The organism is Pseudomonas sp. LB3P81, assembly GCF_054897965.1.
In genome coordinates, this window is record NZ_JBUBVG010000001.1 from 4,789,298 (window position 1) to 4,808,929 (window position 19,632).

General features: G+C 60.9%; 15 protein-coding genes and 1 pseudogene. 6 read left to right on the forward strand and 10 right to left on the reverse strand.

From position 1 onward, the window contains the following. Window positions 1-40: 40 nt before the first annotated feature. The 10 genes and pseudogenes from ACYZTL_RS22215 to gap all read right to left on the reverse strand — a co-directional run bounded on the left by ACYZTL_RS22215 (window position 41) and on the right by gap (window position 11,152). Entirely contained in the window at window positions 41-1,372 is a 1,332-nt protein-coding gene (locus ACYZTL_RS22215; protein ID WP_461953536.1) for a CoA transferase, read from the reverse strand. Between the two features lie 190 nt (window positions 1,373-1,562). Continuing rightward, complete coding sequence (locus ACYZTL_RS22220) at window positions 1,563-2,318, reverse strand: methyl-accepting chemotaxis protein (protein WP_461954357.1); 756 nt, start codon at window positions 2,316-2,318, stop codon at window positions 1,563-1,565. A gap of 102 nt (window positions 2,319-2,420) precedes the next feature. Then, a pseudogene (locus ACYZTL_RS22225) lies at window positions 2,421-3,701 on the reverse strand (methyl-accepting chemotaxis protein); the annotation flags it as partial. Between the two features lie 201 nt (window positions 3,702-3,902). Then, entirely contained in the window at window positions 3,903-4,298 is a 396-nt protein-coding gene (locus tag ACYZTL_RS22230) for a YbaN family protein (protein WP_461953537.1), read from the reverse strand. Between the two features lie 162 nt (window positions 4,299-4,460). Then, window positions 4,461-5,063, reverse strand: coding sequence for a biliverdin-producing heme oxygenase (locus ACYZTL_RS22235; protein WP_461953538.1), 603 nt, complete (start codon window positions 5,061-5,063; stop codon window positions 4,461-4,463). 115 nt (window positions 5,064-5,178) lie between these two features. Beyond that, window positions 5,179-7,767, reverse strand: coding sequence for a TonB-dependent receptor (locus ACYZTL_RS22240; RefSeq protein WP_461953539.1), 2,589 nt, complete (start codon window positions 7,765-7,767; stop codon window positions 5,179-5,181). Between the two features lie 122 nt (window positions 7,768-7,889). Beyond that, a complete protein-coding gene (locus ACYZTL_RS22245) occupies window positions 7,890-8,852 on the reverse strand; it encodes a FecR family protein (protein WP_461953540.1) in 963 nt (320 codons plus the stop codon). 82 nt (window positions 8,853-8,934) lie between these two features. Further along, window positions 8,935-9,453, reverse strand: coding sequence for an RNA polymerase sigma factor (locus ACYZTL_RS22250; RefSeq protein ID WP_461953541.1), 519 nt, complete (start codon window positions 9,451-9,453; stop codon window positions 8,935-8,937). Window positions 9,454-9,530: 77 nt separating this feature from the next. Continuing rightward, complete coding sequence (locus ACYZTL_RS22255) at window positions 9,531-9,995, reverse strand: methylglyoxal synthase (RefSeq protein WP_461953542.1); 465 nt, start codon at window positions 9,993-9,995, stop codon at window positions 9,531-9,533. A gap of 155 nt (window positions 9,996-10,150) precedes the next feature. Next, entirely contained in the window at window positions 10,151-11,152 is a 1,002-nt protein-coding gene (gene gap / locus ACYZTL_RS22260; RefSeq protein ID WP_461953543.1) for a type I glyceraldehyde-3-phosphate dehydrogenase, read from the reverse strand. 220 nt (window positions 11,153-11,372) lie between these two features. Here gap and edd point away from each other — a divergent pair, with 220 nt between their 5' ends. The 6 genes from edd to ACYZTL_RS22290 all read left to right on the forward strand — a co-directional run bounded on the left by edd (window position 11,373) and on the right by ACYZTL_RS22290 (window position 19,485). Next, a complete protein-coding gene (gene edd / locus ACYZTL_RS22265) occupies window positions 11,373-13,199 on the forward strand; it encodes a phosphogluconate dehydratase (RefSeq protein WP_461953544.1) in 1,827 nt (608 codons plus the stop codon). Further along, window positions 13,196-14,146 carry a glucokinase gene (locus ACYZTL_RS22270; RefSeq protein ID WP_461953545.1) on the forward strand — a complete coding sequence of 317 codons (951 nt, stop codon included), beginning with the start codon at window positions 13,196-13,198 and terminating at the stop codon, window positions 14,144-14,146. The genes edd and ACYZTL_RS22270 overlap by 4 nt, the downstream gene beginning before the upstream one ends. 192 nt (window positions 14,147-14,338) lie before the next feature. Continuing rightward, on the forward strand, window positions 14,339-15,070 hold the full coding sequence (locus ACYZTL_RS22275; RefSeq protein WP_123409256.1) for a response regulator: 732 nt from the start codon (window positions 14,339-14,341) through the stop codon (window positions 15,068-15,070). Continuing rightward, complete coding sequence (locus tag ACYZTL_RS22280) at window positions 15,060-16,529, forward strand: ATP-binding protein (protein WP_461953546.1); 1,470 nt, start codon at window positions 15,060-15,062, stop codon at window positions 16,527-16,529. Before ACYZTL_RS22275 ends, ACYZTL_RS22280 begins: the two co-directional genes overlap by 11 nt. Before the next feature lie 271 nt (window positions 16,530-16,800). Further along, window positions 16,801-18,060 carry a D-mannose isomerase gene (locus ACYZTL_RS22285; protein ID WP_461953547.1) on the forward strand — a complete coding sequence of 420 codons (1,260 nt, stop codon included), beginning with the start codon at window positions 16,801-16,803 and terminating at the stop codon, window positions 18,058-18,060. 117 nt (window positions 18,061-18,177) lie between these two features. Next, window positions 18,178-19,485 (forward strand): ABC transporter substrate-binding protein, encoded by a 1,308-nt coding sequence (locus ACYZTL_RS22290; protein WP_461953548.1) that lies wholly within the window; start codon window positions 18,178-18,180, stop codon window positions 19,483-19,485. Window positions 19,486-19,632 lie beyond the last annotated feature (147 nt).

The window sequence follows — 19,632 nt, forward strand, 5'->3', positions numbered from 1 at the left end:
AATCTGTGGGAGCGGGCTTGCCCGCGAAGAGGCCGGTAGGTCACCACCATTGCGCGCGATGTGAACCCAATTCAGAAGCCGGAATCGCCCACTGCAACGGAGTCCCCGTAATCTTCAGTGGAACGTGAAGCCGATGCGCCGGCCCCCATGACGTCTGCTCAACCAACAGGCCCTGATCGCTGGCGTCTTCATCCCGCAACGGTTCTTCCGTCCCGGCGCCACCCTCGATCAACAACTTCGCCGTCCGCGCCAACGACAATCGCGCCGAACCTCCCCGTCCCAACAGCGTGATCGCCGCAGCCGCCATCAAGTACCCGGTGGCGTGATCAAGCGCCTGCACCGGCAACGGCGTCGGCTTGTCCGCTTTCTTCCACTGCATCCCCGCTTCGGCAATTCCGCTGCTCATCTGCACCAGGCTGTCGAAGCCGCGACGGTTCTGCCATGGACCGCTCCAGCCGTAGGCGTTGAGGCACACATCAATCAGGCCCGGCGCCAGTGTTTGACGCTCTGCGACACCGTAACCCAACCTTTCCAAAGCGTTGGCGCGGTAGCCGTGGAGCAAGATATCGGCATCCTTCAGCAGGCTTTCGAACAACGTTCGATCGTCTTTGTCGTGCAGGTCCAACCGCGCGCAGCGTTTGCCCAACATGACTTCCGGCACCACGCCCGGTTCGTTCCAGGTCGGTGGGTCGATACGCAAGACATCGGCGCCGAGGCCAGCGAGAAAACGACTGGCGATGGGGCCCGCAAGCACGCGTGTGAGGTCCAGCACCTTGATCCCGGCCAGCGGTCGCGCCACCGAACCTTTCCACGATTTTGGCTGTTGAGGGTTGCCGGCGCTGAACTGAATCAACGGCTCGGCGTTCACGGCCTGGCCTTGGGGATGGGTTTGCCATTGTTCCCATGTGCGCATTTCGGCGGCGCAGCCACCGGCGTCGACCACGGCCTGTTCCAGATCACTTTTCGCCCATTGCGCAACCTTGCTCGCCACGGCGGCGTGGTCGGCACAGGCGCCGAGCACGCTTTCGGCGGCGGCACGATGATGAGGTGCGTTGGTGTGCAGGCGGATCCAGCCGTCGTGGGTCGGGTAGTCGCCGGCAACCGGGTCCCACAGCGGCGGAACGCTCCAGCCCACGGGACGGATCGACGTCGCGAACCAGAAAGACGCGAGGCGCCGGTCGACTTCAAGGCTGGGCAAGCGACCGGTCTGCTGCTGCAGCCATTCGCTGGCAGCCTGGCCGGCGGCGGCGATGCTGGCGCAGGCCAGGTCGGTGACGGCAAACGCCGAGGGCAGGGCGCCGCTCGAGGTGAACGGAATCGGGGTGCGGGGCAAGCCAAGTGCGGCTTGAATGGACGTGAGTAAATCAGTCATCGAAGGCCCTCCGGAACGAGAGCCCGAGCATAGTTCAAAACACAGGCCGGCCGGATGAAATCCCCCCCTGTGGGAGCGGGCTTGCTCCGGGCGGCGTTCCGACGAAAGCGGTGTGTCAAGCAACATCTCTGCTGAATGTGACATCGCCTTCGCGAGCAAGCCCGCTCCCACAGGGATTTGTGAGGGTTCTCTACACCCGGAACTGATCCATCAATTTCATCTGGTGGGTGGTCAGGGAATTGAGCTGGCTGCTGATCTGCGCCGATTCGGTGGCCTGGCCGGTCAGGGTTTCGGTGACGGTGCGGATCGCCGAGACGTTGCGGTTGACCTCTTCGGCCACGGCGCTTTGCTGTTCGGCGGCGCTGGCGATTTGCAGGTTCATGTCGCTGATCACGGTGACCGCGTCGCTGATTTTGCTCAAGGCTTGCACGGCTTGCTGGATCTGCCCGGCGTTGCTGTGGGCCTGGGTCTGGCTCGAATGCATGGTGGCGACCACGCCGCGGGTGCCGGTCTGGATGCGTTCGATGACGTGGCGGATTTCTTCCACCGAATCCTGGGTGCGTTTGGCCAGGTTGCGCACTTCGTCGGCCACTACCGCAAAGCCGCGACCGCTTTCCCCGGCTCGGGCCGCTTCGATGGCAGCGTTGAGCGCCAGCAAGTTGGTCTGTTCGGCGATGCTGCGAATGACTTCCAGCACCGAACCGATCTGCTCGCTGTTGACCGCCAATGCTTCGACTTCGGTCACAGCCTTGCTGACTTCGTCGGCCAGTTGATTGATGTCACGGGTGCTGCGTTCGATGATCGACATGCCATCGCGGGCCGATTGATCCGCACCTTTGGCCGCGTTTGCCGCGCTCGAGGCGCTGTTGGCGACATCGTGGGCGGTGGCGCTCATTTCGTTGGACGCGGTGGCGACCTGGTCGATTTCGCGGAACTGCACCTGCATGCCTTCGCTGGTCTGGCGGGCGATTTCAGAAGACTGGTCGGCGGTGCCGCGGGCGTCGGTGATGCTCTTTTTGATCTGCGCGATGGTCGGTTGCAGCTTGTCGAGGAAGCGGTTGAACCAGCTGACCAGTTCGCCGAGTTCATCTTTCTTGCTGTAGTGCAGACGCTGCGTCAGGTCGCCGTCGCCGCTGGCAATCGCCTTGAGCATCTCGGCCACGCTGTTGATCGGCCGGGTTACGCCCGATGCGGTGAGCCAGATCAGCAACAGACCGACGAGGCCGGCAGCGACGGCCACCAGCACCGCTTTGATCGTGCCGCTTTGCTGGGCGTCATCGAGTACCGCTTGCAGCTTCACCGAATCGGCCAGCAGCACTTGTTTCGGCAGGTCGATCACCACGCCCCAGGCTTTGGAATCGCTGATCGGGCTGACCGGGTAAACGGCACGGATCAAGTCGCCTTGTTCGAGGATTTTAGGTGCGCCACCGCTGAGTAATTGCAGGACATCCTTGCCCTCTGCGCCCAGGGTGTCGCCGATACTTTTGCCGACCTTGCTCGCGTCGACACTGTAACCGGCAAGCACGCCGCTGCCAGAGACAATCAGCATGTGCCCGGCGCTGTTGAACAGATCACGCTGGGAATCGACAGCCGCTGCCTGAAGGGCGTCGAGGGCGATGTCCACGCCGACCACGCCGATGGATTTACCGTCCACCAGCAGCGGTACGGAAATGGTGGTCATCAGTATTTCCTTGCCGCCGACGGTGTCGGCATACGGGTCCAGCAGGCAGGTGCGCTTGCTGTCGCGAGGGCAGGTGTACCAACTGTTGTAAGGGGTGCCGCTGAGGCTCAAAGTGGTTTTGGTCATGTCGGCTTCGATCATGATCGTGTTGAGCGCGGTGCCAGCGGCGCGGCTCCAGTAACTGGCGAAACGACCGGCTTCGTTGGACTGGCGAGCGGCATCATTGGCGAACTCGCTGTCCTTGCCGTCCAGCCCGTTGGGTTCGAACGCCAGCCAGATTCCCAACACTTTGCTGTTGCGCTCGAACGCGGTTTTCAGGCTCTGGTTCAACTCTTCGCGCAGGGCACCGGCCTCAAGCGAGCGCTTGGCGGCCAAGGTGCGCATGTCCTTGATCTGGTCCGCCAGGGCGGTCACCACCAGCAGGCTTTCGCCGAACGTCTTCTGCACCCGTACCGCCTGCTCGGCGGCCTTGGCCTGAAGCAGGTCCTGCACGCTGTCCGTGAGCATTTTGCTGCTGGAGGCGCTGACCAGTTCATCGTTCTGGTTGGCCTGGTAGAAGTTCATGCTGACGATCAGGACGACCACGCCCAGCAGGCAGAGACCGGAGAGCAAAACGATTTTCAGGCGGATGGACAGAGAGTCGAACATAGGACGAACTCGCGAATGAATGAGGTGTTGGCTGTGAGTCGAGGTCGACCCGGTTCGCCAAGTCCATTCGGCGCCATTCACTGCCCATCGGCGTGGGGCGAGGATGCATGATGGTGGCTCCGACGAACGGTCATGGTTGAACGTTTGCGCGGAAAAATGTGCCGAAAAGCGCGGTAAAACGGGGATAAATCGCGGTGTGTTTCAGGAGGGCTGTGGCAATGATTCCGGTCGCGACCAGATCCACAGATTGCCCAGGCTCATGCCGGCGATGGCGAGGTAAACCGGCCATCCGTGATCGAGCACGACCAGCATCAGTGCGGCGCACAGCAGCATGCTGACGGTGGCGCTGACCTTGGCGCGACGCGCGACGATCTTGCCGTTGCGCCAGTTGTAGAGGATCGGACCGAACAATCGGTGGTTTTCCAGCCAGGCACTCAGGCGTGGCGAGCTCTTGGTCGCGGCCCAGGCAGCCAGCAGGATGAACTCGGTGGTCGGCAAGCCCGGCACGACGATGGCGATCAGGCCGATGGCGAGGCTGATGTAGGCGAGTGCACCGAACAGGATATGGATGAGTTTCGAGGTGGCTGGGTGAGGCATGGGTGTTGGAAATACGACCGGGAGGGTTGATGGGATTCTGCGTACAGGCTCAGTCCTTGTGGGAGCGGGCTTGCCCGCGAAAGCGATATAACATTCAGCATCTTTGTTGGATGTTAAACCGCCATCGCGGGCAAGCCCGCTCCCACAGTGGGATGTGTTCGGTCAGGCTGGTTCAGTGGCGTAGGCCTGTTCCAACAGAACAGTAAAGCGGTTGAACGCAGCGATTGCGCCTTTATCCAGCTCGGCTTCTTCCTGCGCAGTGAGCTCCAGACCATCCAGGGTTTTGACGAAGCTTTTCCAGCCTTCAGCGCGGCCACCAGCCGGTTCGCCGAGGTGACGGGCGCCGAAGGTTTCGCTCAGGCCCAAGCCGACTGCGCGCTTGATCAGGAACGCCGCGCCAAGCTTCGAGCCTTCGGAAACAAACAGCCAGCCCAGCGCTTCGGCTTTAGTCGGGTGACATACGGCTCCGGCGACAGGAGCCGGCACTTCGGTTTCCAGATCGACCAGATCAGCCTTGACCGCTTCGGCACGGCAGCGCGCCGGCAGATCGGGAACGATGGCGATCAGTTCGGCATCGTTGTACAGCCCCACCAGTTCCGACTGGAACAAATACTGCGCAACCACGAAGCGGGCGAAACTGGCTTGGGTTTCGAACGGCGCGTGAGCTTTGACCAGCGCATCGAGTTTGGTGTGTGGCTCGTTGGTGATCTGGTTCAAACGTTGCGAATGCAAAGCCGGGCGTTGAGCAGTGTCCTGGGTAGTCATGAGAAGTCCTTGAAGAAAAGAGGCGCTTGATAACGAGACGAACAAGAAGACGCCTGAGCGTAAAAAAAACCTCACTGTGCGGTTCTATAAAAACCGCGCAGCGAGGTGGGCAGGATCAGATGTCCCAGACCAGATTGACCGCAACGTTGCGACCTGGCTGAGTCAAGCGATCAAGGTTGGCCGGGCTGATGACCGAAGCCTCGCCGACGCCGTCGTAACCGCGCACGTCATCCCACAACCAGTACTTTTTGTCGGTCAGGTTGTAGAGCCCGGCGCTGACGGTCACGTCGTCGGTCACTTTGTAGAAACCGGTCAGGTCCAGCACGCCGAAGCCCGGCGTCTTGAACTGGCTGCTGACGCCGTCCGGCGACTTGAAGTTGCTGTTGTCGACGCGATCTTTCTTTTTCACCAGCGTCCAGCTGAGCAAACCGCCGTAGTTATCCTGGTCGTAACCGAGGCCGAACACGCCGGTCAGCGGGTTGACGCTGTTGATCGGTTCGCCGTTGTCGTTGTTGCGACCGTAGGCGTAGGCAACCGAGCCCTGGGTATACAGCCCTTGTGGCGCGCCGAACACGTCTAGGTTCAGACGTCCCTTGACCTCTGCGCCCTTGATGGTGGCGTGCTTGATGTTGGCACTCTGGAAGGTCAGCTCGCTGTAACCGGGGGTGATAGCGTCCTCTTCGATGAAGTCGCGGTACTTGTTATAGAACACGGCCATATCGAAGGAACCCGATTCGAATTGACCGCGCAGCCCGGTCTCGAAGCCTTTGCTGGTTTCCGGCTCGAGGTTCGGATTCGGTTTCACGCGATAATCAGTGGTGGTGTTCTCGAAGCGCCCGAACAACGCCTTGGCCGTCGGGGTGCGGAAACCTTCGGCGTACTGACCGTACCAGGTGTAGTGGTCGGTCAGGGCGTAGGTCAGGCCGAATTTCGGCGACACGCGGTGCCAGGTCTTGGTGTCGTCACTGACGGTGCCACGACCATCGGCCGCCACGGTGTTCATGAATTCCTGGGTGATGTGCGGCTTGAGCTCGGTGTAGTCGTAGCGCAGGCCCGGCAGGAAGGTCCATTTGTCCCAACTGATCTGATCCTGGGCGAACAGGCTGTAGGTGTTGACGGTCGGATCCGGGAAGTCGCTGGATTTTTTCAGTACGTCGGCTGGGCTGACGGCCCCCACGGTCCGGCAACTGCCAAAGACTGCGAGGCAAGTGCCGTTGCCACTACGCGAGCCGGTAACTTTTTGCTGCTTGATCGTGGTGCCGTAGGTCAGCAGGTGCTCGGTGTCGGCGATGCTGAAAGCCTTGTCCAGTTGTGCGTCGAACACCCACTGCTTTTCTTCGTAAAGGGTTTCCCGGGTCCGCAGCACTTTGCGTGAGAACGGGTAGTAGAACTCTTCGGTGCTCTGGTCGGTCTTGGCCACCTGATGGTTCAGGCTCCACTTGACGTTGTCCACCAGCAGGCTGTCGAGGGCGAAGCTGTGTTCCAGGCCGAAGCGCTCGCGAGTGACGGTGTCGTTACCGGTGCGCCACTGGTACATGCCGCCGGGCAGGAGGCTTGGATTAATAGGCTTGCCTGCGTCGTACGGACCGCCGTAGGCACTTTTCTGATCGGTGTCGCGATCATCCTTGTACTTTTCGTAGGTCAGGCCCAGGCGTGAATCTTCGTTGTAGTTCCAGCCAATCTTGGCCAGCACGTTGGAAGTGCGCACGTCTTCCGGGTTGGCGGCGGTGCGCGCAAGGCCGGTGCCGTTGTTGCTGCCGTAGGATTCGGTTTCATGACCGTCGCGCTGGCTGTAATGCAGAAGGCCATCGAACTGATCGGCGCGGCCGGCCACGGTGGCGGACTTCAGCCAGCTCTCGTCGGCGGAGCTGTAACCGGTTTTCAGGCGAGCGCCGACGTCTTTGCCGGGCTTGATGATGTCGTCCGGGTCGAGGGTGAAATAGCTGACCGCGCCGCCGATGGCGTTGCTGCCGTAGAGCACCGAGGCCGGGCCGCGGAGGATTTCGACGCGTTTGATGATTTCCGGGTCGACGTAGTTGCGTTGGGTTTTGGCGTAGGGGCCGTTGAAGAAATCGTTCGGCACTTCGACGCCGTCGACCTGGGTCAGGATCCGGTCACCGTCGATACCGCGGATGTTATAGCCGCTGATCCCGCCGCGTTGACCGGCGCCGCCCACCGAAACACCCGGTTCGTAGCGCACCAGGTTCTTGATGGTGTTGACGTTGTTGCGGTCCAGCTCTTCGCGGGTGTGAACGGTAACAGTGCCCGGCACGCTTTCAATGCTTTGTTCCTGGCGGGTGGCGCTGATGGTCACCTGTTGCAGGTTGAGGGCGCCGCTGCTCAGGCGCTTCTCGAGGACGATGTTGTTGTTGCCCAGTTTGCGATAGCTCAGGTTGGTCCCCACCAACAGGCGATCCAGGGCTTTCTCCGGCGACAAGGACCCGCGCGCACCCGGCGAGGCCACGCCTTGCGCCAGTTCGGCCGGCAAACCGACCTGCCAGCCCGTCACCGCCGTGAAGGCATTGAGTGCCGAGACCAGCGACTGTTGCGGGATGGCGAACGCGTAATCGCCCATGTTGCGCGCCGGCTGCTCGACGGCGGTGGCGGCCATGAGCGGCGCGCTGCCGGCCATCAGGATGGCGGCGGTCAACAGCGAGAGTGCGCGGGACGGTGAGGAAGAGTGGCGGGTAAGGCGAGAGGACATCGATAGCGCTCCGTGTCGCACGAATCTTTATAGGTGCTGATTGGCATTCAGAGATGCGAATCAATTGCATTGGCTATAACGAGACGTACGAGCTTCAGCTATCGAGTAAAAATAATTCTCATTTAGTTCAGGATCACCAGCGCCGGAAATTCCTGGAGCTGTGCCGAGGTGATGTGCGCCAGCGAACGGACCACGTCCAGCGGCTGATCGAGACGGTAGTTGCCGGTCACGGCGACGTCCGCCAACTGCTCGTTGTTGTTAATGATCCAGCCCGGATAGTAGCGCCGCAGCTCGGCCAGCACCTGACTCAGCGGGCAGTTCTCGAACACCAGCCGGCCCTGGACCCAGGCCAGGTCGGTCGCGGCATCGAGCTTGGCGGGCCGGTCGAAACCGTTGGGGCCGATGCTGATGCTCTCGCCGGCGGACAAGCGGATCCGTGCGTCGTCACGGGTTGCCAGATCGACATCGCCACGCTGCACCCGCACCTGCGCCACGCCATCGAGGTAACGCACCGCGAACGCCGTATCGTGCACGCTGGCCTTCACCGGGCCGGCATCGATTTCCAATGGCTGGCCGAGATGGGCCGGCACTTCGAAAAACGCCTCGCCCTGATACAAACGGGCGACACGCCTTTGATCATTGATGGTGCTGGAGAACGCCGAATTGGTATTGAGCAGGACCTTCGAGCCGTCTTCCAGTTGCAGGCGCTGACGTTCACCGACCACGGTCAAGTGATCGGCCTGAAGGCGCATCGGCAAATTGCTGAAGCTGAACAAACCGAGAATCAGCACGGCAGCGGTGGCCAGCGGTTTCCAGTGCGGACGCAGGCGCGACAGCACGCTCACTTCAGGTGGCAGGGCGGCCAGGTTTTGCGCACATTGCGCGACTTGTGGGCCATCCCAGATTGCCTGCGCCTTGGCGAACGCTTGCGCATGCAAAGGATCGGCATTCAGCCATTCGTGGAACTGGCGAGTCTGTTCCTCGCTCGGACTGCCCATGACGATCAACCAGTCCAGAGCCTGGTCCATCGTGCTTGCGGCGTCCCGCGCCGGGGAGGGCGGAGGGGAACGGTGGGTGTCCGTCACGGTGTGTCCTCGGCAGTGTCTTTGCACGGCTGTTTTTTTAGTGAAGCTTGAAAGTGGGCAAGGGTAGCAAAGCCTTGTGTGCTCAGTCGCCGTTTACCCGCTCGGCGACACCGATGCAGATGGCCATGATCAGCTTCAACTCCTTTTGCACGGTGCTCAACGACACGCCGAGCTTCTCGGAAATCTCCAGATAGCTGTGCCCGTGCAGACGACTGAGGATGAAGATCTGTTGCTGACGGGCACTGAGTTCACCGAGGCTCACGTTCAAACGCTCCAGCAGTTGTTCGGCATGGGCGGCGTCCTCGGCACTGCTGGCAGGGGCGGCGATGCTTTCCAGCACGTCTGGCGGGACGTCGTCGAGCATCGTGCGGGACTGAATGCGCCGCGCACGCAGATGGTCCAGCGCCAGATTGCGGGCGGTCTGGAAAACGAAGGGTTCAAGATGATCGATGGTCCGTTCGCTGAGCGCACGGGTCACGCGCAGGTAGGTTTCCTGCAGGAGGTCTTCGGCGGTGCTGTGATTGTTGACCATCCGCTCCAACGTGCGCAGCAAAGAAACCCGCTGAGCGATGAAGACGTGATTGAAGCGCGATTGACTCACGGGAGGACCTGATCCATTTCGAGCGAATGATAATGCTTATCATCCGCTCGAGTGGTCAAGGATTGAATTGTGAAGGTTTATGCCCGGCCCAACAGATAAGTCGCGTAGTCAGGGATGCGATGTGAGTGCGCCTGATCCATCAACGGGCTGCTGAGCAGGTAGTCGGCGCTGCATTCGTTACAGGCGACGGGAATGTTCCAGACCGCAGCGACCCGCAGCAACGCTTTGATATCCGGATCGTGAGGCTGCGGTTCGAACGGGTCCCAGAAGAACACCAGCATGTCGACGCGCTGCTCGGCGATTTGCGCGCCGAGTTGCTGGTCGCCGCCCAACGGGCCGCTGATCATGCTCTCCACCGGCAGGCCAAGGCGTTGTTGCAACAACAGCCCCGTCGTGCCGGTGGCGACCAGTTCATGTTGCGCGAGCTTGTCTTTGTGCCGCTCGGCCCAGTCCAGCAAAAACACTTTGCAGTGGTCATGGGCGACCAGGGCGATACGCTTGCGCGCCGCCACGGTCTTTTGCGTAAAGCTGATTCCGATCATGAGCTGTTGCTCCAAGGCTTAATGCACGACGCGAATACCTGTAGGAGCTGCCGAAGGCTGCAATCTTTTGATCTTTGTTTTTTAGCGATCCCGAGAAGATCAAGTTCAAGATCAAAAGATCGCAGCCTTCGGCAGCTCCTACTCGTAAGCTTCGCTTACTCGGCGTTGCACAGTGCCAGGCAGTTATCGAGCATGCGGTTGGAGAAGCCCCATTCGTTGTCGTACCAGGCCAGTACCTTGAGCAGCTTGCCGCTGGATTTGGTGTGGTTGGCGTCGAAGATCGACGACAGCGGGTTGTGGTTGAAGTCACTGGAGACCAGCGGCAGGGTGTTGTAACCGAGAATCTTCGAATGCTGGCTGGCTTCTTTGAGCAGCGCATTCACTTCATCGGCGCTCGCTTCTCGTTTCAGCTGCACGGTCAGGTCCACCAGCGAGACGTTGATCACCGGAACGCGCACCGCCATGCCGGTCAGTTTGCCCGCCAGTTCCGGCAGCACCAGGCCGACCGCTTCGGCGGCGCCGGTCTTGCTCGGGATCATGTTCTGGGTGGCGGAGCGGGCGCGGTACGGGTCGGTGTGGTAGACGTCAGTCAGGTGCTGGTCGTTGGTGTAGGCGTGAATCGTGGTCATCAAACCGCTTTCGATGCCCAACTCGCGGTGCAGCACCTGGGCTACCGGAGCCAGGCAGTTAGTGGTGCACGACGCGTTGGAAATAATCTGGTGGGACTGGCGCAGAATGTCGTGGTTCACCCCATAAACCACAGTGGCGTCGGCGCCTTTGGCCGGGGCCGAGATGATCACTTTGCGCGCGCCGGCCGTAATATGCGCAGCGGCTTTGGCCCGGTCGGTGAACAGACCGGTGCATTCGAATACGACATCAATCTTTTCCGCGGCCCAGGGCAGGTCGGCCGGGTTACGAATGGCGCTGACGGAAATACGGTCGCCATTGACGGTCAGGCTTTCCTGATCGTGCTGGACATCGGCATCGAACGTGCCGTGAACGGTGTCGTACTTGAGCAGATGAGCGTTGATCGAGCTGTCGCCCAGATCGTTGATGGCCACGATCTGCAGATCCTGGCGATAGCCTTGGGTATACAGTGCACGCAGGACGTTGCGGCCAATACGGCCAAAACCATTGATTGCGATTCGAAGAGTCATTTAACAGGGTCGCCGTCGTTTTGTTGTTGGAATTACAAGATTATTCGCATAAAAATAGAAAACAAGCCTTTTTAATGGCAATATTTTGTTCGATCTACAACGAGTGACCTGAATCAACTGGTCCGACCGATCAGGAAAACCGTCTGTCATCCCATCGACAACGGCTCTTGTTCAGCATAGACAATCAGGTCGCCACATCCGTTAGCCTGGAGTTCTAAACATGCATCCCCGCGTCCTTGAGGTCACCGAACGGCTTATCGCCCGCAGCCGTGCAACACGCGAGGCTTACCTTGCGCTCATTCGCGGTGCGGCCAGCGACGGTCCGATGCGCGGCAAGCTGCAATGCGCCAACTTCGCCCATGGCGTGGCCGGTTGCGGCACCGAAGACAAGAACAGCCTGCGAATGATGAACTCCGCCAACATCGCGATTGTTTCGTCATATAACGACATGCTCTCGGCGCACCAGCCGTACGAAGTCTTCCCTGAGCTGATCAAAAAAGCCCTGCGCGAGATCGGCTCCGTTGGCCAGTTCGCCGGCGGCACCCCAGCCATGTGCGATGGCGTGACCCAGGGCGAGCCGGGCATGGAACTGAGCCTGCCGAGCCGTGAAGTGATCGCGCTGTCCACCGCTGTTGCCCTTTCCCACAACATGTTCGACGGCGCGCTGATGCTTGGCATCTGCGACAAGATCGTGCCGGGCCTGATGATGGGCGCGTTGCGTTTCGGTCATCTGCCGACGATTTTCGTGCCGGGCGGACCAATGGTCTCGGGCATTTCCAACAAGCAGAAAGCCGATGTGCGTCAACGCTACGCCGAAGGCAAGGCCTCGCGCGAAGAGCTGCTGGAATCGGAAATGAAGTCCTACCACAGCCCCGGCACCTGCACTTTTTACGGCACCGCCAACACCAACCAGTTGCTGATGGAAGTCATGGGCCTGCACTTGCCGGGCGCCTCTTTCGTCAACCCGAACACACCACTGCGCGATGCCCTGACTCGCGAAGCGGCACATCAGGTCACGCGCCTGACCAAGCAGAACGGCGACTTCATGCCGATCGGCGAAATCGTCGACGAGCGCTCGCTGGTCAACTCGATCGTGGCGCTGCACGCCACCGGCGGTTCGACCAACCACACGTTGCACATGCCGGCCATCGCCATGGCGGCGGGCATTCAACTGACCTGGCAGGATATGGCCGACCTCTCCGAAGTCGTGCCGACCCTGAGCCACGTCTACCCGAACGGCAAAGCCGACATCAACCACTTCCAGGCCGCGGGCGGCATGTCGTTCCTGATCCGCGAACTGCTGGAAGCCGGGCTGCTCCACGAAAACGTCAACACCGTGCTCGGCCACGGCCTGAGCCGCTATACCAAAGAACCGTTCCTCGATAACGGCGAACTGGTCTGGCGCGAAGGCCCGATCGAAAGCCTCGACGAAAACATCCTGCGTCCGGTGGCGCGCGCGTTCTCGCCGGAGGGCGGTTTGCGCGTGATGGAAGGCAACCTCGGTCGTGGCGTGATGAAGGTTTCCGCCGTCGCGCTGGAAAACCAGGTCGTCGAAGCGCCAGCGATGGTGTTCCAGGATCAACAGGATCTGGCCGACGCGTTCAAGGCCGGTTTGCTGGAGAAAGATTTTGTCGCGGTGATGCGCTTCCAGGGCCCGCGCTCCAATGGCATGCCGGAACTGCACAAGATGACGCCGTTCCTTGGCGTGCTACAGGATCGCGGCTTCAAAGTCGCGCTGGTCACCGACGGGCGCATGTCCGGTGCGTCGGGGAAAATCCCGGCGGCGATTCACGTCAGTCCCGAAGCGTATGTGGGCGGCGCTTTGGCACGGGTGCAAGAGGGCGATATCATCCGCGTCGATGGCGTCAAAGGCACCCTGGAGCTTAAGGTGGACGCCGACGAATTCGCCGCGCGCGAACCTGCCAAAGGCCTGTTGGGCAACAACATTGGCAGCGGTCGCGAGCTGTTTGGTTTCATGCGCATGGCCTTCAGCTCCGCAGAGCAGGGCGCCAGCGCCTTTACTTCTGCCCTGGAGACGCTTAATTGAAACTGGCTTTGGTCGGTGACATCGGTGGGACCAACGCACGTTTCGCGTTGTGGAAAAACCAGCAGCTGGAATCGGTCCAGGTGCTGGCGACGGCGGATCATGCCAGCCCGGAAGAAGCCATCAGCGTCTACCTGAGCGGGCTCGGTCTGGCGTTGGGTTCGATCGGTTCGGTGTGCCTGTCGGTGGCCGGCCCGGTGAGCGGTGATGAATTCAAGTTCACCAACAATCACTGGCGCTTAAGCCGCAAGGCGTTTTGCCAGACCCTGCAGGTGGATCAACTGCTGCTGGTCAACGACTTCTCGGCGATGGCGCTGGGCATGACCCGTTTGCAACCGGGCGAATTCCGCGTGGTTTGCGAAGGCACGCCGGAGCCGTTGCGTCCGGCGGTCGTGATTGGTCCGGGCACCGGCCTGGGCGTTGGCACGTTGCTCGACTTGGGTGAAGGCCGTTTCGCTGCGTTGCCGGGCGAGGGCGGTCACGTCGATTTACCGTTGAGCAGCCCGCGGGAAACACAGTTGTGGCAGCACATATTCAACGAGATCGGGCATGTCAGCGCTGAAACGGCGTTGAGCGGCAGCGGTTTGCCGCGGGTTTATCGGGCGATCTGCGCGGTGGACGGTCACACGCCTGTGCTCGAAACGCCGGAAGCCATTACGGCGGCCGGTTTGGCGGGTGATCCGATTGCGCTGGAAGTGCTGGAGCAATTCTGCTGCTGGCTCGGCCGCGTGGCCGGCAACAACGTGCTGACCACTGGTGCGCGAGGTGGTGTGTTCATCGTCGGCGGAGTGATTCCGCGGTTTGCCGATTTCTTCCTTGAAAGCGGTTTCGCGCGGTGTTTTGCCGACAAGGGCTGCATGAGCGATTACTTCAAGGGGATACCGGTGTGGCTGGTGACGGCGCCGTATTCCGGGTTGGTGGGTGCAGGTGTGGCCCTGGATCAGGCCTGAAATGCGATCAAAATGTGGGAGCGGGCTTGCTCGCGAAGACGGTTTTACATTCAACACATTCGTTGACTGACACACCGCTTTCGCGAGCAAGTCGAATCGTCGCACCGCCGCTCCCACATTGTTTCTGTGGTGTTTGTAAAATCGGTGCTTAAGGCATAATCCGCCCAATTCAAACAACAAGGACGCCGCCCCGTGAGCTCAGTCAACAAGTCGATTTTGTTGGTCGATGACGATCAAGAGATACGCGAGTTGCTGGACACCTACCTGACCCGCGCGGGTTTCCAGGTGCGTACCACGCCCGACGGCGCCGGTTTCCGGCAGGCCATGAACGACGCGCCGAGCGATCTGGTGATCCTCGACGTGATGCTGCCGGACGAAGATGGCTTCAGCCTCTGCCGCTGGATTCGCCAGCACCCGCGTCAGGCGCAGGTGCCGATCATCATGCTCACCGCCAGCTCCGACGAAGCCGATCGGGTCATCGGTCTGGAACTGGGCGCCGACGACTACCTCGGCAAACCCTTCAGTCCCCGTGAATTGCAGGCGCGGATCAAAGCCTTGTTGCGCCGCGCGCAGTTCGGTCAGGAACGTTCCGGCAGCGAAGTGCTGGCCTTCGATGACTGGCGGCTGGACATGGTCAGCCATCGGCTGTTCCACATCGACGGCGAGGAAGTGATTCTCTCCGGCGCCGATTTCGCCCTGCTGAAACTGTTCCTCGATCACCCGCAGGAAATCCTCGATCGCGACACTATCGGCAACGCCACCCGTGGCCGCGATCTGATGCCGCTGGATCGCATCGTCGATATGGCGGTCAGCCGTTTGCGTCAACGCCTGCGCGATACCGAAAAACCGCCACGGCTGATCCGCACCGTGCGCGGCAGTGGCTACCAACTGGCAGCTAATGTGGTTGCCAGCAATGGTCACTGAGTTTTTCCGCAAGCTCGCGGCAAAGGTGCCAGTGCCACGTTCGCTGCTCGGGCGGATGTTGTTGCTGACCCTGCTGGCGGTGCTGTTCGCTCAGGCGCTGTCGAGCGTGATCTGGGTCTCGCAACTGCGCGCCACACAGCTTGAAGGCCTGGTCACCAGCGCCCGCAGCCTCGCCCATTCGATGACCGCCAGCGTCAGTTACTTTCGCTCGTTGCCGGTCGCGTTCAGGCCGCTGGTGCTCGACCAGTTGCGCAGCATGGGCGGCACCCGTTTTGTGGTGACCCTGAACGACAAACCCCTCGGGATGGACGTGCTGCCGATCACCCCGCGCAAAGAGGCGGTGCTCAAAGCGGTGGATGAAGTGCTGCGCCAGTCGCTCGGTCAGGACACGGATATTTCGGTGACGTTCGTGAGTCCCGAAGACCTGCGGATTTTCAACGGTGGCCTGAAACTCGATGAGTTGCCACGCTCCTGGGCGCATTACGCGTTGACGCTCGAACCGGTGAATCCGCCGGTGCTGGTCACGCAAATCCAGATGGCGCCGGGCGAGTGGTTGTACATCGCCTCGCTGTTGCCCGAGCCCTATACCAGCCTTGAAGAGCAAGGTCTGCCGGCGCAGCAAGTCTGGTTCATAGTCCTCACCAGCGGGTTTTTGCTGTTGTTCATCGGCCTGCTGGTGCACTGGCAGAGCCGGCCGCTCAAACGTCTGGCGCGGGCGGCGCGGGACATGTCCCTCGGTGCGGAAGTCGAGCCGGTGGCGGAGGGCGGTGGCAGTGAAGTGGTTGAAGTGGGCCGCGCGTTCAATGCCATGCGTGAACGCATTAGCCGTTACCTGACTGAACGCAGCCAGTTGTTCAGCGCGATTTCCCATGATTTGCGTACGCCGATTACCCGCTTGCGACTGCGTGTCGAATTGCTCGAAGACGAAAAGCTGCAAGCCAAGTTCGGACGCGATCTGGATGAGCTGGAGCTGTTGGTCAAGGGCGCACTGCAATGCGTAAAAGACACCGACATCCACGAAAACATCGAGCCGGTGGACCTCAATCATGTGCTCGATTGCCTGGTGGAGCCGTATCTGGCGCCCACCGGCAATGGTCGTGTGACCCAGCAGGGCCGGGCGCTGGCGGCGTATCCGGGCAAACCGCTGGCGCTCAAGCGCTGCATCGGCAACCTGATCGACAACGCCTTGAAGTACGGACAGAACGCGCATCTGCATATCGATGATGACGAGAACGCATTTGTCCTGCATGTCGATGACGAAGGGCCGGGTGTGCCGGAGCAGCGGCTGGAGCAGGTGTTCGAGCCGCACTTCCGGCTGGCCGGGCAGCAGCAGGGATATGGGTTGGGGTTGGGGATTGCCCGCAACATTGCGCATAGCCATGGCGGCGAAGTCAGCCTGCAGAATCTGCGTGAAGGCGGGTTGCGGGTGACGTTGCAGTTGCCCCGCAGTGTTGATTAATCCTGTGGCGAGGGGATTTATCTGTGGCGAGGGGATTTATCCCCGTTGGGCTGCGAAGCGGCCCTCCCAACCATGGCACTTGGTCGCAGTTGAATTTTTTGGGGCGGCTTCGCCACCCAACGGGGATGAATCCCCTCGCCACAGGTGATCACTCGCCGCAATATCTGTGTGAATGTCACAGATCGGTGACATAGCTCGCCCCCTTCGTTACAAGCCCGCCACCGCCCGTTGTTTAGACTGCCCGCAGTCATAACAACAAAAAAGGCACCCCATGGACACCTTCCAACCCGCCTTCAGCAGTTGGCTGAACGCACCGGCCCATCAGCAATGGCTCGCCGCCGAAGGCCTGCGCCTGCTGGCGTTTGCCAAGGCATCGAAACTCCCTGACGGTTTCGGCAACCTTGATGAAAAGGGCCGTCTCCCGGCCAACGCCCACGCTGAAACCATGAACACCGCGCGCATGACCCACAGCTTTGCCATGGCGCACATCCAGGGGCTGCCGGGTTTCGCCGAGCTGGTGGATCATGGCGTCCAGGCACTTAGCGGCCCATTGAAGGATGCCGAACACGGTGGCTGGTTCGCCGCCCCCGAACACCGCGACGGCAACACTGGCAAAGCGGCTTACTTGCACGCGTTCGTCGCCCTGGCCGCCAGTTCCGCCGTGGTCGCGCAACGACCCGGCGCACAAGCCTTGCTTGATGACGCGATCAACATCATCGACACGCATTTCTGGAGCGAGGAGGAGGGCGCGATGCGCGAATCCTTCAACCGCGACTGGAGTGAAGAAGAGCGCTATCGCGGCGCCAACAGCAACATGCACGCCACCGAAGCCTTCCTCGCCCTGGCCGATGTCACTGAAGACAATCGCTGGTTGTGCCGCGCGCAACGCATTGTCGAGCGTGTGATCCATGGTCACGCCGCCACCAACGATTACCGGGTGGTCGAACATTTCGACCGCGACTGGCAGCCGTTGCGCGATTACAACCACGACAACCCGGCCGACGGTTTTCGCCCTTACGGCACCACGCCGGGCCACGGCTTCGAATGGGCGCGGCTGTTGCTGCACCTCGAAGCCGCGCGGGTGCAGGCCGGGATGCTGGCGCCGGGCTGGCTCGTCACCGACGCGCAAAAACTCTTCGAGCACAACTGCCGTCACGGCTGGGATGTCGACGGGCTGCCCGGGATTGTCTACACCCTCGATTGGGGCAACCGCGCGGTGGTTCGCCATCGTTTGCACTGGACCCATTGCGAAGCCAGCGCCGTCGCCAGCGCGCTGCTCAAACGCACGGGCGAGGCGCAATACGAAACCTGGTACCGACTGTTCTGGGAATTTTGTGACAGTCATTTCATCGATCGCGAAGGTGGCAGTTGGCACCATGAGCTCAATCCGCAGAACCAGCCGAGCGCCGATATCTGGGGCGGAAAACCTGATCTTTATCACGCCTGGCAAGCCGTGCTGATTCCGCGCCTGCCGCTGGCGCCGAGCATGGCCAGTGCCTTGGCGAGGTTGTCCCAGAGCGGTTCCATGTAACCATGCGGTGACATTCACGCGTCCCTTCGTTACCTGCGAAGGGACGACTCCTGTTTAAAATCTTATGCAGCGCAAGCACCAGACTTGCATGCATAACAACAAGAAAGGTACTTCCAGATGAATGCGATTTCTCGCCTCGCCACTGTCATTTCTCTCGCGTCGCTGCTTCCCCTCAGTGCATTTCCCCTCAGTGCCCTTGCCGCCGATTCCAAAGGTTCAGTGGAAGTCGTTCACTGGTGGACGTCAGGTGGTGAAAAAGCAGCGGTCGATGTCCTCAAGGCTCAAGTCGAAAAAGACGGCTTCACCTGGAAGGACGGCGCAGTCGCCGGGGGTGGCGGTTCCACCGCCATGACCGTACTGAAAAGCCGCGCCGTCGCCGGTAACCCGCCGGGCGTTGCCCAGATCAAGGGGCCGGACATCCAGGAGTGGGGCAGCACTGGCCTGCTCAGCACCGATGCGCTGAAAGACGTTTCCAAATCGGAAAACTGGGACAGCCTGCTGATCAAGAAAGTCTCCGACACCGTGAAATACGAAGGCGATTACGTCGCCGTGCCGGTGAACATTCACCGCGTCAACTGGCTGTGGATCAACCCGGAAGTGTTCAAGAAAGCCGGGATCGACAAAGCCCCGACCACCCTCGAAGAATTCTACGCCGCCGGCGACAAGCTCAAAGCCGCCGGCTTCATCGCGCTCGCCCACGGTGGCCAGCCTTGGCAGGACAGCACCGTGTTTGAAGACGTGGTGCTCTCGGTCATGGGCGCCGACGGTTACAAAAAAGCCCTGGTAGACCTGGATCAGAAAACCCTCTCCGGGCCTGAGATGACCCAGTCGTTCACCGAGCTGAAAAAACTCACCGGCTACATGGACCCGAACCGCGCCGGTCGTGACTGGAACATCGCTGCCGCCGAGGTCATCAACGGCAAGGCCGGCATGCAGATGATGGGCGACTGGGCGAAAAGCGAATGGACCGCAGCGAAGAAAGTTGCTGGTAAGGATTACCAGTGCGTGCCGTTCCCGGGCACCGAAAAAGCCTTCACCTACAACATCGACTCGATGGCTGTATTCAAGTTGAAAGCTGATCGCAAGGGCGACATCGCCGCTCAGCAGGACTTGGCCAAGGTTGCTCTGGGCACAGACTTCCAGAAAGTCTTCAGCATCAACAAGGGTTCGATCCCGGTCCGTACCGACATGCTGAACGAGATGGACAAGCTCGGTTTCGACGCCTGCGCTCAAACCTCCGCCAAGGACTTCCTGGCGGACGAGAAGACCGGCGGTCTGCAACCGAGCATGGCGCACAACATGGCCACTTCCCTGGCTGTGCAAGGCGCGATCTTCGACGTGGTCACCAACTTCATGAACGACAAGAACGCTGACCCGGCCAAGGCCAGCGCCCAACTGGCCTCGGCTGTCAAAGCCGCCCAGTAATCCCCGGCACTGAGTAATCCCTGTGGGAGCGGGGTTGCTCGCGAAAGCGGTCTGACATTCAACATTGATGTCGACTCAAACACCGCCTTCGCGAGCAAGCCCGCTCCCACCAGGGATCAGCGTGTCGATTTCATTTCTCTAAACCTG

Excerpts from the sequence above, each read along its gene's own strand:
- ACYZTL_RS22215 (WP_461953536.1), bottom strand. The coding sequence starts at position 1,372 with ATGACTGATTTACTCACGTCCATTCAAGCCGCACTTGGCTTGCCCCGC.
- ACYZTL_RS22235 (WP_461953538.1), bottom strand. The coding sequence starts at position 5,063 with ATGACTACCCAGGACACTGCTCAACGCCCGGCTTTGCATTCGCAACGT.
- ACYZTL_RS22255 (WP_461953542.1), bottom strand. The coding sequence starts at position 9,995 with ATGATCGGAATCAGCTTTACGCAAAAGACCGTGGCGGCGCGCAAGCGT.
- gap (WP_461953543.1), bottom strand. The coding sequence starts at position 11,152 with ATGACTCTTCGAATCGCAATCAATGGTTTTGGCCGTATTGGCCGCAAC.
- ACYZTL_RS22285 (WP_461953547.1), top strand. The coding sequence starts at position 16,801 with ATGGACACCTTCCAACCCGCCTTCAGCAGTTGGCTGAACGCACCGGCC.
- ACYZTL_RS22290 (WP_461953548.1), top strand. The coding sequence starts at position 18,178 with ATGAATGCGATTTCTCGCCTCGCCACTGTCATTTCTCTCGCGTCGCTG.
- ACYZTL_RS22240 (WP_461953539.1), bottom strand. The coding sequence starts at position 7,767 with ATGTCCTCTCGCCTTACCCGCCACTCTTCCTCACCGTCCCGCGCACTC.
- edd (WP_461953544.1), top strand. The coding sequence starts at position 11,373 with ATGCATCCCCGCGTCCTTGAGGTCACCGAACGGCTTATCGCCCGCAGC.
- ACYZTL_RS22230 (WP_461953537.1), bottom strand. The coding sequence starts at position 4,298 with ATGCCTCACCCAGCCACCTCGAAACTCATCCATATCCTGTTCGGTGCA.
- ACYZTL_RS22280 (WP_461953546.1), top strand. The coding sequence starts at position 15,060 with ATGGTCACTGAGTTTTTCCGCAAGCTCGCGGCAAAGGTGCCAGTGCCA.
- ACYZTL_RS22220 (WP_461954357.1), bottom strand. The coding sequence starts at position 2,318 with ATGCAGGTGCAGTTCCGCGAAATCGACCAGGTCGCCACCGCGTCCAAC.